This window comes from Caloramator australicus RC3 (genome assembly GCF_000297115.1).
In the GTDB taxonomy this organism is placed as follows: Bacteria; Bacillota; Clostridia; order Clostridiales; family Caloramatoraceae; genus Caloramator; species Caloramator australicus.
Window position 1 is genome coordinate 1 of record NZ_CAKP01000028.1, and the last position, 16,441, is coordinate 16,441.

General features: G+C 35.2%; 15 protein-coding genes and 3 other annotated features. Of the genes, 14 read left to right on the forward strand and 1 reads right to left on the reverse strand.

Annotated features, from left to right (window positions below):
- The 14 genes from CAAU_RS14160 to pheT all read left to right on the forward strand — a co-directional run.
- On the forward strand, positions 1-368 hold a 368-nt coding region (locus CAAU_RS14160; RefSeq protein ID WP_192811172.1), incomplete at its 5' end, for a UPF0236 family transposase-like protein.
- Between the two features lie 116 nt (positions 369-484).
- On the forward strand, positions 485-2,179 hold the full coding sequence (locus CAAU_RS13820; RefSeq protein WP_008908015.1) for a sensor histidine kinase: 1,695 nt from the start codon (positions 485-487) through the stop codon (positions 2,177-2,179).
- A 20-nt stretch (positions 2,180-2,199) separates the two neighbouring features.
- Entirely contained in the window at positions 2,200-3,420 is a 1,221-nt protein-coding gene (locus CAAU_RS03270; protein WP_040305813.1) for an MFS transporter, read from the forward strand.
- A gap of 80 nt (positions 3,421-3,500) precedes the next feature.
- Positions 3,501-4,184 carry a DUF6873 family GME fold protein gene (locus tag CAAU_RS03275; RefSeq protein ID WP_341350032.1) on the forward strand — a complete coding sequence of 228 codons (684 nt, stop codon included), beginning with the start codon at positions 3,501-3,503 and terminating at the stop codon, positions 4,182-4,184.
- 59 nt (positions 4,185-4,243) lie between these two features.
- Complete coding sequence (gene ytxC, locus CAAU_RS03280) at positions 4,244-5,155, forward strand: putative sporulation protein YtxC (RefSeq protein ID WP_008908018.1); 912 nt, start codon at positions 4,244-4,246, stop codon at positions 5,153-5,155.
- Positions 5,156-5,196: 41 nt separating this feature from the next.
- Positions 5,197-5,413 (forward strand) — a binding site (T-box leader).
- Positions 5,414-5,483: 70 nt separating this feature from the next.
- Complete coding sequence (gene thrS / locus CAAU_RS03285) at positions 5,484-7,397, forward strand: threonine--tRNA ligase (protein ID WP_008908019.1); 1,914 nt, start codon at positions 5,484-5,486, stop codon at positions 7,395-7,397.
- 45 nt (positions 7,398-7,442) lie between these two features.
- Positions 7,443-7,552, forward strand: a sequence feature (ribosomal protein L20 leader region).
- A gap of 11 nt (positions 7,553-7,563) precedes the next feature.
- The gene (infC, locus tag CAAU_RS03290) at positions 7,564-8,085 is read left to right on the forward strand and encodes a translation initiation factor IF-3 (RefSeq protein ID WP_008908020.1); all 522 of its coding nucleotides are present in this window, start codon (positions 7,564-7,566) and stop codon (positions 8,083-8,085) included.
- 18 nt (positions 8,086-8,103) lie between these two features.
- Positions 8,104-8,301 carry a 50S ribosomal protein L35 gene (gene rpmI, locus CAAU_RS03295; protein ID WP_008908021.1) on the forward strand — a complete coding sequence of 66 codons (198 nt, stop codon included), beginning with the start codon at positions 8,104-8,106 and terminating at the stop codon, positions 8,299-8,301.
- A 21-nt stretch (positions 8,302-8,322) separates the two neighbouring features.
- On the forward strand, positions 8,323-8,682 hold the full coding sequence (gene rplT, locus CAAU_RS03300) for a 50S ribosomal protein L20 (RefSeq protein WP_008908022.1): 360 nt from the start codon (positions 8,323-8,325) through the stop codon (positions 8,680-8,682).
- A gap of 118 nt (positions 8,683-8,800) precedes the next feature.
- On the forward strand, positions 8,801-10,162 hold the full coding sequence (locus tag CAAU_RS03305) for a TrkH family potassium uptake protein (protein ID WP_008908023.1): 1,362 nt from the start codon (positions 8,801-8,803) through the stop codon (positions 10,160-10,162).
- A gap of 14 nt (positions 10,163-10,176) precedes the next feature.
- Positions 10,177-10,839, forward strand: coding sequence for a potassium channel family protein (locus CAAU_RS03310; RefSeq protein ID WP_008908024.1), 663 nt, complete (start codon positions 10,177-10,179; stop codon positions 10,837-10,839).
- A 7-nt stretch (positions 10,840-10,846) separates the two neighbouring features.
- On the forward strand, positions 10,847-11,608 hold the full coding sequence (locus tag CAAU_RS03315) for a TrmH family RNA methyltransferase (protein WP_008908025.1): 762 nt from the start codon (positions 10,847-10,849) through the stop codon (positions 11,606-11,608).
- 34 nt (positions 11,609-11,642) lie between these two features.
- Positions 11,643-11,851, forward strand: a binding site (T-box leader).
- A gap of 40 nt (positions 11,852-11,891) precedes the next feature.
- Positions 11,892-12,911, forward strand: coding sequence for a phenylalanine--tRNA ligase subunit alpha (pheS, locus tag CAAU_RS03320; RefSeq protein WP_008908026.1), 1,020 nt, complete (start codon positions 11,892-11,894; stop codon positions 12,909-12,911).
- An 11-nt stretch (positions 12,912-12,922) separates the two neighbouring features.
- On the forward strand, positions 12,923-15,283 hold the full coding sequence (pheT, locus tag CAAU_RS03325; protein ID WP_008908027.1) for a phenylalanine--tRNA ligase subunit beta: 2,361 nt from the start codon (positions 12,923-12,925) through the stop codon (positions 15,281-15,283).
- Positions 15,284-15,891: 608 nt separating this feature from the next.
- On the opposite strand, the gene CAAU_RS03330 is transcribed toward pheT, so the two are convergent.
- Complete coding sequence (locus CAAU_RS03330) at positions 15,892-16,305, reverse strand: hypothetical protein (RefSeq protein WP_008908028.1); 414 nt, start codon at positions 16,303-16,305, stop codon at positions 15,892-15,894.
- Positions 16,306-16,441 lie beyond the last annotated feature (136 nt).

The following is a 16,441-nucleotide window of genomic DNA, read 5'->3' on the forward strand; positions in this document are numbered from 1 at the left end:
ACAACTGGGAAGGGATAGAAATATATAAAGATGACGATGATGTAATAGGATGCAGCGCAGAAGGGCATGTAAGCCATGTATTATCGGCGAGATTAAGCAGCAGGCCATTAGGATGGAGCAAGGAAGGATTAAAGATAATGGCAAAGCTAAGGGTATTTAGCAAGAATGGAGGAAATTTAAGGGAAATAAGTGTGTTTAAGGAAGATGAAAAAGCCTTCAAGGTAAGTAAGAAGAAAATAAAAGAAGCGATAAGAAAGATAAATAAATCTTCACGTGAAGTTATGAATAATATAACGATATTGAACATAGGGAAAGTAACGCCAATTTACAGGATATTAAAATCAATAAAATATGAAAATATAATTTAAGTTTTTTAAATTTAACAAACGCCTTGAAACTAGCTAATTTAAGGGGTTGTCTATAAAAATTAACCTACAATATCTTGACACTATCATCGTTAACTACTATTTTGATTTTTCTTTTAATGGTTGTTAATATTACTAAGCTTATCCTTAATGATACTATTAAGGATTTTACTTTAAATAATATCAGGGTTTATGCACGACTTATAAACAATTGGCAGAATAAAAATTTTGCTATTATGAAAATGTATGCTGATAATTATGATTTGGATTTTGAAAGAGCAAAGGATTTAACTTTACTAAATAAAATAGAAAATTCCATGGGAGACAGTGTAGAAAGTCTTGATTATATATTTGTTTCAGATGAAAATGGACATGCAATATCATCAAGAGTAAAGTTGAATGTTTTAAGTAAATTCAATTTTTTTAATAAAATAATCAAAAGGGAAAATGTTATAACGGCAGAAAAATTAGATGGCAACACTTTTTCAATTATAATGGCAATTCCAATTTACGATGATAAAGGGATATTTAAAGGTGTATTTGGTGTGGTTTTAAAAAAGGACGTGTTTCAAAATTTAATTTCAGGCTTGAAGATTAACGATGCAAACTCATATTCCTATTTGATTGACGAAAACGGCCTTGCATTGAGCCATCCTAATAAGGATTTTATTTTAAGGGAAAATATTTTAAATAAAAACCATCCTATAAATTTAGAGAATCCTAATAATGGATATAAGGTTTTAAGTGAAGATAGTGGATTTATTGAATACGAATATATGGGAATAGATACATATGCTTATTTTTCAAAGATAGACAATAAAAACAACTGGAGATTGGTTACTAGGGTGCCTAAGGAATACATATTAAAGCAAATTTTAAATAGAACTCATTACATATTTTTCATAGCACTTATATTAATTATATTTATATCAACAGTATCCTATTATGTTGGATTTAATATATCCCAAAAAATTATAACACTAAATTTTGAGATTAAAGAAAAACAAGAAAAACTAAAACAGACCTTAGAGTTAGAAAAACATAAGTCGGAATTTTTAGCAAATGTATCCCATGAGTTTAAAACGCCAGTTAATATAATCTTCTCATCGTGTCAGCTTATGGAAAATACTATAAAAAATGATGAGATCGACAAAGAAAAGATGATGAGATATTTAAAGATGATAAAGCAAAATTCCTATAGGCTTATGAGGTTAATAAATAATCTTTTGGATATAACTAAGTTAGATTTAGGCTTTTATGAACTAAATCTTGTAAATGTTAATGCTGTCGAACTTATTGAGGATATAGTAATGTCAGTAGCCGATTATGCAAGTTCAAAAAATAGAGAGGTAATTTTTGATACTAATGTTGAGGAGAAATTCATGGCCCTTGATCCGGATAAGGTTGAAAGGATCATTTTAAACCTTATGTCAAATTCTATAAAATTTACGGATGAAGGCGATAAGATTTATGTTAATTTTGAGGATAAGGAAGATTATATTGAAGTTAAGGTAAAGGATACTGGTATTGGGATTCCTGAGGACAAATTAAATGTCATATTCGATAAATTTAGGCAGGCTCAGACTTTGTTTAGAAGGGAACATGAAGGTAGCGGTATAGGTTTATATCTAGTAAAGCAGCTTGTTGAACTTCATGGAGGAGAGATAAGTGTAAGCAGCACCTTAGGCGAAGGGACAGAGTTTGTTGTAAAATTTCCGGTAAGAATTATTGAATCAAATAATGAAAATTTTTCTTATAGCATAAGTAATAAAATAGAAAAAATAAATATCGAGTTCTCTGACATATATGATTAGATTAAATAAATTTTAAGGGGATGAGTGGGTTGGCAAATTTACTAAGGGAATATTTTCCTGCATTTACTCATAGGAATTACAGGCTGTTTTGGACAGGTCAGGCGATTTCCCTTATCGGAACCTGGATGCAAAATGCAGCACTAAATTGGCTTGTTTACTCCATGACAAGGGATGGATTTTTATCGGGGCTTATGACGGCGGTTCAGTTTACGCCTTTATTTGCCTTTTCTTTATTTGCGGGGCTTGTTATAGAGAGATTCCCAAAAAGAAAAATATTAATATTCACCCAAAGCATGCTTTTACTATTTGCATTTATATTATATATTCTTTTATTTTACAATAAACTAAGTTATCCTATAATACTTTTAATAATGTTTTTTATAGGTTCTGTTCAGGCCCTTGACAATCCAACAAGACAATCCTTTGTCGTTGAGCTTGTTGAGGGTAAAGAACACCTTTTAAACGCAATTGGACTTAATTCTGCCGCATTTAACGCTGCAAGGCTTGTAGGTCCTGCCGTTGCAGGAAAGGTTATGGCGGACTTTGGTGCAAAATGGTGCTTTTTATTTAATGCCCTGAGCTTTCTTGCTGTTTTAATTGGGCTTTTGATGATGAGGATGAAGGATGTTTCAGCAAGAAAAGAAATAAAGGATCCATTAAAGGATATAAAGGAAGGATTAAGATTTATAAGGAGTAATCCTAAGCTTTTATATACAATAATTTCCCTTGTAATAATCCCAACATTTTGTATGAACTTTAATGTATTAGTTCCAATATATACAAGGGATTATTTAATGATGAAGGAAAAGGCCTATGGAATACTTTTATCATCGTTAGGACTTGGAGCTCTTGTTGGTGCTGTGTTTGTTGCAGTTAAAGGTAAAAAGGAAAGGACCCTTTATTATCAGCTTATAGGTTCCTTTGGATTATCTATATTTTTAATTCTTTTAGGAATAGTAAAAAGCTATAATTTAGCCATAATAGTTCTTGTATTTTTAGGATTTTTTATGATATCCTTTAATACAACCTCTAATAGCATACTTCAGTATAATGCTCCTGATGAGATGAGGGGAAGAATAATGAGCGTTTATTCTTTGGTTTTTGGGGGCTTAACGCCAATAGGAAGTTTATACTCTGGAACCCTTGCAAAATATATAGGACCTCACAATGCCTTTATAGTAAGCGGAATAATCGGCCTTTTAGGTTTTTCAATTCTCTTTAGAAGAAGGGAGATTTTGTAGTGGAAAGCTTTTTAAAGGATCCCAATCTTCCAAAGGGTAAAGTTTCCCTTGTAGTAGTAGATGGGTGAGTTCCTAAGGAAATTGAAAGAGCCTTTTTTGAATTGAATATTAAAATTATAAAAACTGAAAGGATTTCAACCTATGATGCCATATCCTATCACCCTGATATAATGATACATCATTTAGGAGAAGAAAAAATAATCGTTGCACCTAATATTTCCGAAAAGGTTGTTTATAGTCTTGAAAATGAAGGTTTTAAAATAATACCCGGCAAAAAGGAAGTTAAAGAAAAATATCCTGAGGATGTTTATTATAACGTTGCAAGAGTTGGTAAATTTGCTATATGTAATATAAAATATACCGATGATATTTTACTTGAGGAGTTTTATAAACAGGGGGTTAAAATAATAGATGTAAAGCAAGGGTATTCAAAGTGTTCAATCAGCATAGTAAATGAAAATACCATAATTACATCGGATAAAGGAATATACAAAAAAGTTACAAAGGAAGGAATAAACTGCCTACTTATAAAATCCGGACATATAGTATTGGAAGGATTAAACTTTGGATTTATAGGAGGAGCAACTGGACTTATTGCAAAGGATAATTTAGCCTTTTATGGGAGCCTTGATTATCATCCAGAGGGCGATAGTATAAAAAATTTTTTGTCAAAATACAACATTAAATGGCAATACTTGTATAAAGGTCCCCTTCTAGACTTTGGCACAATAGTTCCTTTAAAGGAATATTGTATAATGGGATAAAAATTCCCTGTATATGTTGCTATAAGGCACATATACTAAACTAGAAGGGAGTGATAAAGTTGCTTCTCCTATCGGTTGGTTTTAATAAGGAAGGTAATGAGCTTTACGATAGATTTAATGAACTTTGCATGTATTTAAAGGGTAATGATGTAAATATAGCCCTTGTTGAAAGCGATGTTGGAGAATACCATTATATAAAATTTATACTTAAGGATAGCGAGAAGGACATAAGAAATTTTGAAAATTATAGGGATTTGTTTATAAGCTATGCAGCGGATATAATTTATGATTATATAATTAAAAATTATGAGTTTGAGATTTTAAATAAGCTAATTAGAGAAAATTGCACCTATTTTACTGAGGACGATATAAATAAAATAAAAAATAAATGTATGGCCTTTATTTCAGGAACAGGAATTCTTTCCGTTGACGATGTTATAAACAGCATGAGGCATAGAAACACGATATACAGAAAGGTGGAGGAGTTTTTACAGGAGAGCGATGAAATAATAATTGACGGCTTTGTAAAGTTTAGATTAAGGTTTATAAAGGAAGAAGTTAACGAGATTCTTGAAAGGATGATTGATGAATATATCATCGAAAAGGAATACGATGAATTTATCAAGCTTTTAAGATATTTCGTTGACATCCAGGAGAGCAAATATGAAGTTTTAAATATATTTGTAGATTTAAATGGAGAATATATACTAAAGGATGACAGCCTTAACAACATAACAAAGGACCTATTTTCAGACTTTGAAACCTTTAATTCAAATGGAGATACAACGATAGACGACATACTTTTAAGCGTTATCGTAACATGTGCACCTAAAAGAATAGTTATTCACTCGGTGGAAAACTGCAAAAATAAAGAGATAATTGAAACCATTAAAAATATATTCATAGACAGGACCTATTTTTGCGACAGCTGTGAGGAGTGCAATATAATTAAAAGTGGAAAAATAATTTAGGATTGACAAGTTTATATTTAGGATGTAGAATATTTAAAAAGATAAAGGCTATGATGGGGACGAGTAAATCTTGATATGTTACCAGAGAGGGAAATCCGTCGGCTGGAAGGTTTCCTTAACATTAGAGATTGAAAACCACCCCGAAGCTCCTTCCTGAAATCTATGAGAGTAGGGAAAGGCGTTGGCTGCGTTAAAGCCTTGAGAGGGTTTTTACCAATTTGGGTGGAACCGCGGAAGTACAGGCCTTTCGTCCCATGGGGATGGAAGGCCTTTTTTGGTATAAAAACTTAAATCTTAAGTGCCAGGCACTTAAAAAGGAGGTTAGTTTATGATAAAGGTAACTTTAAAGGATGGAAAGGTGTTAGAATTGGATGCACCTATATCAGCAGAGGAAGTGGCAAAAAAAATTAGCATGGGACTTTATAAAAACGCCCTTGCAGCAAAGATAAACGGCGAGGTTAAGGATCTTTTTACAATCATCGATAAGGATTGCACTTTAGAAATATTAACTTTTGAGGATGAAGGAGGAAGGGAAGCACTAAGACATACTGCAGCCCATATTATGGCTCAGGCAGTAAAAAGGCTATATCCTGACGTTAAGCTTGCAATAGGACCTTCTATTGAAAATGGATTTTACTACGACTTTGATGCGGATTTTCCAATCACTCCTGAAATGCTTGAAAGCATAGAAAAGGAAATGGAAAAGATAGTAAAGGAAGATTATAAGCTTGAAAGATTCGAACTTTCAAGGGATGAGGCTATAAAATACATGCAGGATAGAAACGAAACTTATAAGGTAGAGCTCATCGGCGACATCCCAGAGGGAGAGACTATATCCTTCTATAAACAGGGAGAATTTGTTGACCTTTGTGCTGGACCTCATGTTCCCTCAACAGGAAAGGTGAAGGCCTTTAAGCTGTTAAACGTTGCAGGGGCATACTGGAGAGGGAACGAAAAGAATAAGATGCTTCAAAGAATTTACGGAACTGCCTTTCCTAAAAAGAGCGAACTTGAAGAATATTTGAACCTTCTAGAAGAAGCTAAAAAGAGGGACCACAGAAAGCTAGGAAAAGAGCTTGAAATATTTGCAATAATGGAGGAAGGCCCAGGCTTCCCATTCTTCCTTCCAAAGGGAATGGTTATAAGAAACGAGCTTGAAAACTTCTGGAGGCAGGAACATCAAAAGAGGGGATATAAGGAAATAAAAACTCCAATAATACTTAACGAATCTCTATGGCATAGATCAGGACACTGGGATCACTACAAGGAAAACATGTATTTTACAAAGATAGATGAGCAGGATTTTGCAGTAAAGCCAATGAACTGCCCAGGAGGAATATTAGTTTATAAAAGTCAAATGCACAGCTATAGAGAGCTTCCTCTAAGGCTTGGTGAACTTGGACTTGTTCACAGACACGAAATTTCAGGTGCTCTACACGGCCTTATGAGGGTTAGATGCTTTACTCAGGACGATGCCCACATTTTCATGCTTCCATCCCAAATAAAGGATGAGGTTTTAGGGGTTATTAACTTTATCGACTATGTATATAAACTATTTGGATTTGAATATCACGTTGAGCTTTCAACAAGACCTGAAAATTCAATGGGAAGCGATGAGGATTGGGAACATGCAACAAATTCATTAATCGAAGCACTTAATGCAGCAGGACTTGAATACAAGGTAAACGAAGGTGATGGTGCCTTCTATGGTCCAAAGATCGACTTCCATTTAAAGGATTGTCTTGGAAGAACATGGCAGTGCGGAACTATTCAGCTTGACTTCCAAATGCCAGAAAGGTTTGACCTATACTATATAGGTGAAGACGGAGAAAAACATAGACCTGTTATGATTCACAGGGTTATCTTCGGTAGTATAGAAAGATTCATAGGAATACTTATTGAGCATTATGCAGGAGCCTTCCCAACATGGCTTGCTCCGGTTCAGGTTAAGATACTTCCTGTAACAGACAGGGCAAACGAATATGCAAAGGAAATAGAAGAAAAGCTCAAGGAAATGAACGTAAGGGCAGAGAGCGACCTAAGAAATGAAAAGATAGGCTACAAGATAAGAGAAGCTCAGCTTCAAAAGGTTCCATACATGATAATTTTAGGCGACAAGGAAGTTGAAAACAGAAATATATCATTAAGGTCAAGAAAAGAAGGAGATCTTGGTGCAATGAAATTTGAAGCCTTTGCAGCAAGGATAAGGGAAGAAATAGATAAAAAGATAAGCAACATATAACTTAAAACATATTGACAAATCCTATATTTAGTGTTATCCTAATAAAGGTATAAGTAGAAGCCATCCGCTTCTCACCTTACGCCAAAGGTAGTAAGGTTTCTTCAGGTTATAGTGGACTTATGCGGATGGACTACCATCCGCTTTTTGTTTTGTAAAAAATTAGGAGGTGAACGTTATTAACAAACAACATTTAGTTAACGAAGAAATTCGTGAAAAGGAAATTAGACTTATCGATTCCGACGGAACTCAGCTTGGAATCATGCCAACAAAAAAGGCACTTGAAATCGCTGAATCTAAGCAGCTTGACCTAGTTTTGATTGCACCACAGGCTAAACCACCTGTTTGCAAAATAATGGACTACGGCAAGTTCATCTATGAACAGCAGAAAAAGGAAAAGGAAGCAAAGAAAAAGCAAAAGGTTATCAATGTTAAGGAGATTAGAATTACTCCTAACATCGACGAGCATGATTTAAACGTTAAAGCAAAGAATGCTGAAAAGTTCCTAAAGGATGGAGACAAGGTAAAAGTTACAGTAAAATTTAGAGGTAGAGAAGCAGAACATTCCCATCTAGGAGAGGAAGTTTTAAAAAGATTTGCAGATAAGCTCTCTGAAGTGGGTGTTATAGAAAAACAGCCAAAGCTTGAGGGAAAGAACATGTTTATGGTACTTACCCCAAAGAAACAGTAAGCGAGAGGAGGAAGTTCTATGCCAAAAATGAAGACACATAAGGGTGCAGCAAAGAGATTTAAAAAGACTGCATCAGGAAAATTTAAGAGATCCCATGCATATCATCGTCATATATTAACTAAGAAGGATGCAAAGAGAAAGAGAAGACTTAGAAAGGCAACTTTAGTTCATGTTGCAGAAGTAAAGAAGCTAAAGAAATTATTGCCTTACGCATAAGGCTAGAAGGAGGTAGGGAATATGGCTAGAGTTAAAAGAGCAGTGCATTCACATAAAAAACGTAGAAAGATAATGAAGCTTGCAAAGGGTTACTATGGTGCAAAGAGCAAGCTCTACAGAATTGCAAAGCAAGCTGTAATGAAGAGCTTACAATATGCATACGTTGGTAGAAAGCTAAAGAAGAGAGACTTTAGAAAGCTTTGGATTGCAAGAATAAACGCTGCAGCAAGAGCAAATGGTCTTTCATACTCAAAGTTCATCAACGGCTTGAAGCTTGCTGGAGTTGAAATAAACAGAAAGATGCTTGCTGATCTTGCAGTAAACGATGCAGCGGCATTTGCTGAGTTAGTAAACTTAGCTAAAGAAAAACTAAATGCATAATTTAAGCAAAATTGACAAAAAGAGGCCTTAAATCGGCCTCTTTTAAATTTTTAAAAAACTTTAAACGTGGTATAATATAATAATGTATTTGAAAATCGCAATATTAGGAGGATTAGATATGCTACTTAAGGAAGGAGAAGACGGGGTCAAAATTTATAGACTTCAGCCGGTTCAGATTTTAGCCTTAGGTTTTGCAGCTGTGATTTTAATTGGGGCGCTTTTATTAAAACTTCCAATTTCATCTGCCGATGGTAATGCAACGCCCTTTTTAGATTGCCTATTTACAGCTACATCCGCTGTGTGCGTAACCGGACTTGTTACACTTGATACCGGAACCCACTGGAGTTTGTTTGGTCAAGTTATAATACTTTTACTTATTCAGATTGGTGGACTTGGCTTTATGACCTTTGCAACCATGTTTGCAATAATTCTTGGAAGAAAGATAAGCCTAAAGGAAAGGCTTATAATGCAGGAGGCCTACAACGCCTTTAATATTCAGGGTATAGTTAAGCTTGCAATTTATGTTATGGGGATAACCTTTTCAATAGAGGGGTTAGGCGCTATTCTATTATCTACCCAATTTATTCCACAATACGGCTGGAAAAGAGGAATTTATTACGGCATATTCCACTCAGTATCCGCCTTCTGCAATGCCGGGTTTGATCTTATAGGTGGATTTAGAAGCTTAACGCCCTATACTGAAAATGTGGTTATAAACCTTACAGTTATGTCACTTATCGTAATTGGCGGTTTAGGTTTTGGTGTTGTTACTGAAATTATTAACAATAGAAATTTTAAAAAGCTCTCTTTACATTCGAAGGTGGTTATATTTGCAACTACAATTTTAATAGTTACTGGTGCGGTAGCCTTTTTTATACTTGAATACAATAATCCTAAGACTTTAGGAGCTTTATCTTTTAAGGGTAAAATTTTATCAAGTCTATTTGCATCCATAACTCCAAGAACGGCTGGATTTAATACCATAAATCTTCCGGATATGACAACAGCAAGCAAGTTTTTAACTATAATACTTATGTTTATAGGTGCATCCCCAGGCTCAACGGGTGGCGGTATAAAAACCACAACAGCGACATTAATTTTAATGATAGTTTTAGCCGTTATAAAAGGTAGAGAGGATACCGAAATATTTGAAAGAAGGATTCCAAAGGAACTTGTTTATAGAGCAGTTGGAATAACATTTATAAGCTTTATGTTGGTTATTTTTGTTACGATGGTTCTTTCCATAACACAGCAGGGAGAATTTATGGAGTTTATGTATGAGGCAACATCAGCCTTTGGAACGGTAGGTTTAAGCCTTGGTTTAACAACCAGACTCGATGCTATAGGTAAGTTAATAATAATATTTACCATGTATTCGGGAAGAGTAGGACCACTAACTCTTGCCCTTGCCTTTGCAAGAAAGCAGCTGATGGCAAGCAAGGCTATAAAATACCCAGAGGATAAAATACTGGTAGGATGATTAGGAGGATTGTTATGAAATCTAAGCAATTCGTAGTTATTGGACTTGGAAGATTCGGCTCAAGCGTTGCTAAAACCCTTTATTCCCTTGGCAACGAAGTTTTGGCTATAGATAAGGACGAAGAGACTGTTCAAAATATATCCGACTTCGTAACCCATGCCGTTCAGGCAGATGCTACAGATGAATCCACAATAAGATCCTTAGGTATTAGAAACTTTGACGTTGCAGTTGTAACGATAGGTTCAGATATTCAATCGAGCGTTATGGTAACTCTACTTTTAAAGGAGCTTGGAATAAAATACGTTATAGCAAAGGCCCACAATGATCTTCATGCAAAGGTGCTTTACAAGATAGGTGCTGATAGGGTTGTATTCCCTGAAAGGGATATGGGGGTTAGAGTAGCCCACAACCTTTGCACATCGAATATCCTCGATTTTATAGAACTGTCACCGGACTACAACATAATTGAACTTACGGCAATTGAAGAATGGCATAATAAATCCTTAAGAGAGCTCGATATGAGAAATCAATATGGATTTAACGTTATGGCAATAAAGAGGGGCAAGGAGATTGATGTCTCCCCGGGTGCAGATGATGTTATAAAACCGGGAGATGTGCTTGTTGTGATATCCACAAACGAAAACATTAGAAAATTTGAAAACGAAAAATTAAGGTAGGATGTTTATGTTAGGGAAAAATAATCCTTTAATAAAGGAGTCTTTAAAGTTAAAGCAAAAAAAATATAGGGATGAGCTAAATAAATTTTTAATTGAAGGTGTTAGATTTGTTGAAGAGGCTATTAAGGAAAATTTTGTAGAGTATATTTTTTATTCGAACAAAATCCTTGATTCAAAGTATTCATATATTTTGGACTGGGATGTCAAAAAATATGAAGTTAATGAGGATGTAATTAAAGAACTTTCAGATACTGAAAATCCTCAAGGTGTGGCTGCAGTTTGTAGAAAGAGGGAAAACAGGGCTGATTTAAAGGATTTTGTTGTTATAGCCGATGGGGTTCAGGACCCTGGAAACCTTGGAACTATAATTAGAACCCTTGATGCGGCAGGAGCCGATGCTTTAATCATCATAAAGGGGACAGTTGATCCCTATAACTCAAAAACTCTACGTTCAACAATGGGGTCTATATTTAGAGTCCCGATAGTGTATTTTGATGATTTTGAAAAAGCCTCAGATTATCTTAAAAATAAAGGCTTTAATATATATGCAACAAGCCTTGAGGCAGAAAAGCTAATTTACGATTACAACTTTAATGAAAAAACAGCCCTTGTTATAGGAAACGAGGCAAACGGAATTTCAAAGGAGCATATAGAACTTTCAACACATAAAATAAAAATTCCGATGATTGGAAAGGCAGAATCTTTAAACGCTGCAGTTGCATCGGCCATTGTAATATACGAAGTTGTAAGGCAAAGATTGACAAGATAAGCCTTAAAAATTATAATTTAATAAGAATTTAATATCCGAAACGGTGAAGGAGCACAGTAGGTCGGTGATGTGCACAGGGAGGGCCTGCCGCGATTGAGAGCAAGCCTGCAATGTAGCCGATTGAACCTTCCCTCCAGAGTTCCTCAGCTGAAATTAAGTAGGCTGATGGCGGCATTGCCGTTATAAAAATAAGAGGAGCCATTGGCTCAATTAGGGTGGTACCGCGGTTTCCCCGTCCCTACTAGGGATGGGGATTTATTTTTATACAAAGGGAGGTTAGAGGATGAGAGAACAGCTTGAAAAAATAAAATTAGAAGCTCTAGAGGAAATTAAGGAAGCTACAAACAGCCAAAGGATAGACGAGATTAGAGTTAAGTATCTTGGCAAAAAGGGGAGTTTAACTACAATTTTAAGGGGAATGGGGAGCCTATCTCCTGAAGAAAGACCGATAATTGGAAAATTTGCCAATGAAGTTAGGGAGTTTATTGAAGAGGAAATCAAAAAGGCCCTTTTAAATATTAAAAATAAGGAAAGGGAGCTTAAAATAAAGGGCGAATACATAGACATTACGATGCCGGGGAAAAAGGTTGAAATCGGTGGAATTCATCCTTTAAATAAGGTTTTAGACGAGATCAAGGATATATTCTTTGGAATGGGCTTTTCAATCGCAGAAGGACCTGAGGTGGAGCTTGACTACTACAACTTTGAGGCCCTTAATGTTCCCAAGAACCATCCTGCAAGAGACGAGCAGGATACCTTCTATATAAGCGAAAATCTTGTTTTAAGAACTCAGACATCCCCAATACAGGTAAGAACAATGGAAAAGACAAAACCACCAATAAGAATCATTGCACCAGGAAGGGTTTATAGATCTGATGCAGTTGATGCTACCCACTCACCTATATTCTATCAGATTGAAGGATTAGTTGTAGACAAGGGGATTACAATGGCAAACCTTAAGGGAACCCTTGAAACCTTTGCAAAGAGGTTCTTTGGAGAAAAGACGAGGACTAAATTTAGACCTCATCATTTCCCATTTACAGAGCCATCAGCTGAGATGGATGTATCCTGCTTTGTTTGTGGCGGAGAAGGCTGCAGGGTATGTAAAGGCTCAGGATGGATTGAAATATTAGGATGTGGAATGGTGCATCCAGATGTTTTAAGAAAGGGCGGAATAGACCCTGATGAATACAGCGGATTTGCCTTTGGAATGGGGCTTGATAGAATAGTTATGATAAAGTATGGTATAGATGATATAAGGCTTCTTTATGAAAACGATATTAGATTTTTAAAGCAGTTTTAAGGAGGGATAAGATGAAGGTTCCATATAATTGGCTGCTGGAGTATGTTGACATAGAAAAGGATATAAGGGAAGTTGCCGATGCCCTTACAATGTCAGGATCAAAGGTTGAAGAGGTTATAGAATATGGTAAGGAAATAGACAAAGTAGTTACAGGATTGATAGAAAAAATAGAAAGGCACCCTAATGCTGACAAGTTAAGGGTATGTCAGGTTAACGTTGGAGAAGAAGTTATCCAAATTGTAACAGGTGCAGAAAATGTTCAAGAAGGAGATACTGTTCCTGTTGCCCTCCATGGCTCTACATTGCCAGGTGGAGTTAAAATAAAAAAGGGAAAACTAAGGGGAGTAGATTCTAACGGGATGCTCTGTTCTGAGGCAGAGCTTGGAATTGCCGATGACGATTCAGTTCACGGAATTATGATTTTACCTAAGGGAACTCCAATTGGAGTTGACATTAAAGAAATATTAGGTCTTAAGGGTGGAATACTTGATTTTGAAATAACTTCAAATAGAGCCGATTGTTTTGGGATTTACGGAATTGCAAGGGAAGCCTCTGCCAAATTTAGAGTCCCATTAAAGGGAATCGAGACAAGTTTTAAGGAAAAGGATGAGAATATTAAGGATTATATAGATGTTGAAGTTAAGGATGATTTATGCAGAAGATACGCAGCAAGGGTTGTAAAAAATGTAAAGATAGGTCAATCACCTGAGTGGATGCAGCAGCGCCTTATGGATGCTGGAGTAAGACCGATAAATAATATAGTTGACATTACAAATTATGTTATGCTTGAACTTGGTCAACCTATGCATGCCTTTGACCATAGGTTTATAAATGGCAAAAGGATAATAGTAAGAAGGGCTGAGGATGGTGAAAAATTTACAACCCTTGATGGAGTTGAAAGAACATTAGATTCCTCAATGCTGGTAATTGCCGATGAAAAGGGTGCTGTTGCGGTTGCAGGAGTTATGGGAGGACTTGACTCTGAGATAAAGGACGACACAACAACTGTAGTATTTGAATGTGCAAACTTTAATGGACCTAATGTAAGGCTTACAGCTAAAAAATTAGGACTAAGAACAGAATCCTCCTCAAGATTTGAAAAGGATTTAGATCCAAACCTTGTGGATTTAGCCCTTGACAGAGCTTGCCACCTTGTTGAAGCTCTTGAAATTGGAGAGGTTGTAGGCGGAAAAATAGATATATACAAAAACCCTGTAAAGCCATATACATTAGAGGTAGATCCTAATTGGATAAATGATTTCATAGGAATTAATATATCAAAGGAAGCAATGGCAAATATGCTGGGCTATCTTGGAATGAAGGTTGAGGTAGGAGATAAGCTAAAGATTGAAGTTCCAACCTTCAGGCAGGATATAAGGATTAAAGAGGATGTTGCAGAAGAGATAGCAAGGCTCTACGGATATGACAAAATCAAAGCAGAAAAGATAAAGGGTGAGGCGGTTGAGGCTGTTCTTACTAGGGAACAAAGGCTTACGAATATAATAAGAAATGTTCTTGTAAATAGGGGCTTTTTCGAGATAAACACATATTCCTTTATAAGTCCTAAGGCTTTTGATAAAATAAGGCTTCCAGAGGATAGCCCATTAAGAAATACAGTAAAGATTTTAAATCCTCTCGGGGAAGACTTTAGCATAATGAGGACAACATTAATTCCTTCAATAATGGAAACATTGAAGATAAATTATGCAAGGGATAACAAGGAAGTTAAAATATTTGAAGTTGCAAAGACTTATCATCCAGCCGAAAACATGCCCTATGAACCTGTAAAGCTTTCAATTGGAATGATAGGGAAAGTTGACTTTTATGATTTAAAGGGAGTTATTGAAAATATACTTTATGTTTTAGGAATTGATAAAGTAGATTATGAAAGGGACGAGAAGAATCCAATATTCCATCCTGGAAGATGTGCAAAGCTTTTAGTAAGAAGAAAGTCAGTTGGCTACTTTGGAGAAGTTCATCCTGAAGTTGCTGAAAACTACGAAATTGAAGACAGAATTTATGTTGCTGAAATTGAGCTTATGCCGTTATTTGAAGCATATAAAACTGAAAGAAAATATAAGCCTCTTCCCAAATATCCTGCTGTTGATAGGGATATTGCAATTTTAGTTAAGGATGAAGTTGCTGTTGCTGAAATTGAAAATATTATATGGAAGATAGGAAAAGAAATAGTAGAACAAGTTAAACTCTTTGATGTTTATAAAGGAAAACAAGTTCCAGAGGGAATGAAATCAGTAGCATACTCTATAATCTACAGAAGAGAAGATAGAACATTAACGGATGAAGAAGTTAATAAGGTTCACGAGAGCATCATAAAATCCCTTTCAGAAAAGCTTGGAGCTCAGTTAAGATAATCTTTTACCCCCACCTTTAAAAACAGGTGGGGGTTTCAGACTGTTGAAAAAGTTATTTTTTGATAAGCCCCGTGAAGGATTTCCATGGCATTCGCTCATTTCGCTAAGCAATTCTAAGCTTTTCTTTGTTTTCAAAAGTCCTACCCTCGTGAGCCGACATCCGTGTCGGCCACTCGGCTCTGCACGTCCATGTGCAGAATTACGGACTTTTGAAAAGTCGAAAAGCAAGAATTGCTAAAGCTTATGAGAGATGCCTTTTTGAAATCCATTCACGGGGCTTTTGCAAAATCTGAATACCAATGAAGGTTTGTCTACAATCTGTTACCCCCACCTTTAAAAACAGGTGGGGGTTTTTTGGTAGTGAAGTAGTTTACATTTTTTATTTTTAGAATATATAATAATTATAAAATTAAGTTATTTATATAGAGATGAGCATAATTGATTAAAAAACAAAATTATTTATGTTAAATTGTTCTAACTTTTATGAAGTGAAGCTCAATTATTTTAAATTAAACTTAAATTAACACCAAAAAAGCAAAAAAAGGGTAGACTACTCCCTTGGTAAAATTGATGTTCAAAAAATTTAATTTAATTTTAATATAATTTATTTAGGCTGTTCTTCTAAATCCCGATAGGGATTTGTATTTATCAACGCAGCCAGATTTTATGGCAGCAATTGCAACAGTTAAAAGGCAAATGTGACCGATTGTATTCAAATTAGTAACGGAGTTAATATTTCTAACATAAGCTTGTTCTGTATTGAGATTTTTCCATCTAGAATTGTATCTTTCGGATTCAGTTCTTAGACTATATATTTTTTTAAAAAATATAGAATCACGATTTATAGAGGACCTATAATCAGTGCCAATAGTTATATATTTTACACAACCTCTGTATTTCTTACCATTAAAGTATTTTTCATGGTTACATGGGCATAAAGAGTCATCTTTAGAAGTTCTAAAAGGACAGCAAAACTTTTGCTTGATATATGAATCAAAATATTGTTTACCATCTTTATGCATTACTAAACCAGCATCACAAATGACATTACCAGTTGATGTTAAGTTCTTTTTCTTAGTGCCACGCTTATTTAAGGGGATGAAGGCATGACCTTTAAGGGTATTACGAATGAAATCATGATTTTGTTTGAATCATAGC

Coding starts and splice junctions, on each gene's coding strand:
- rplT (WP_008908022.1), top strand. CDS start 8,323: ATGGCTAGAGTTAAAAGAGCAGTGCATTCACATAAAAAACGTAGAAAG.
- pheS (WP_008908026.1), top strand. CDS start 11,892: ATGAGAGAACAGCTTGAAAAAATAAAATTAGAAGCTCTAGAGGAAATT.
- CAAU_RS03315 (WP_008908025.1), top strand. CDS start 10,847: ATGTTAGGGAAAAATAATCCTTTAATAAAGGAGTCTTTAAAGTTAAAG.
- CAAU_RS03330 (WP_008908028.1), bottom strand. CDS start 16,305: ATGCATAAAGATGGTAAACAATATTTTGATTCATATATCAAGCAAAAG.
- thrS (WP_008908019.1), top strand. CDS start 5,484: ATGATAAAGGTAACTTTAAAGGATGGAAAGGTGTTAGAATTGGATGCA.
- pheT (WP_008908027.1), top strand. CDS start 12,923: ATGAAGGTTCCATATAATTGGCTGCTGGAGTATGTTGACATAGAAAAG.
- CAAU_RS03305 (WP_008908023.1), top strand. CDS start 8,801: ATGCTACTTAAGGAAGGAGAAGACGGGGTCAAAATTTATAGACTTCAG.
- CAAU_RS13820 (WP_008908015.1), top strand. CDS start 485: ATGGTTGTTAATATTACTAAGCTTATCCTTAATGATACTATTAAGGAT.
- rpmI (WP_008908021.1), top strand. CDS start 8,104: ATGCCAAAAATGAAGACACATAAGGGTGCAGCAAAGAGATTTAAAAAG.
- CAAU_RS03270 (WP_040305813.1), top strand. CDS start 2,200: ATGAGTGGGTTGGCAAATTTACTAAGGGAATATTTTCCTGCATTTACT.
- CAAU_RS03310 (WP_008908024.1), top strand. CDS start 10,177: ATGAAATCTAAGCAATTCGTAGTTATTGGACTTGGAAGATTCGGCTCA.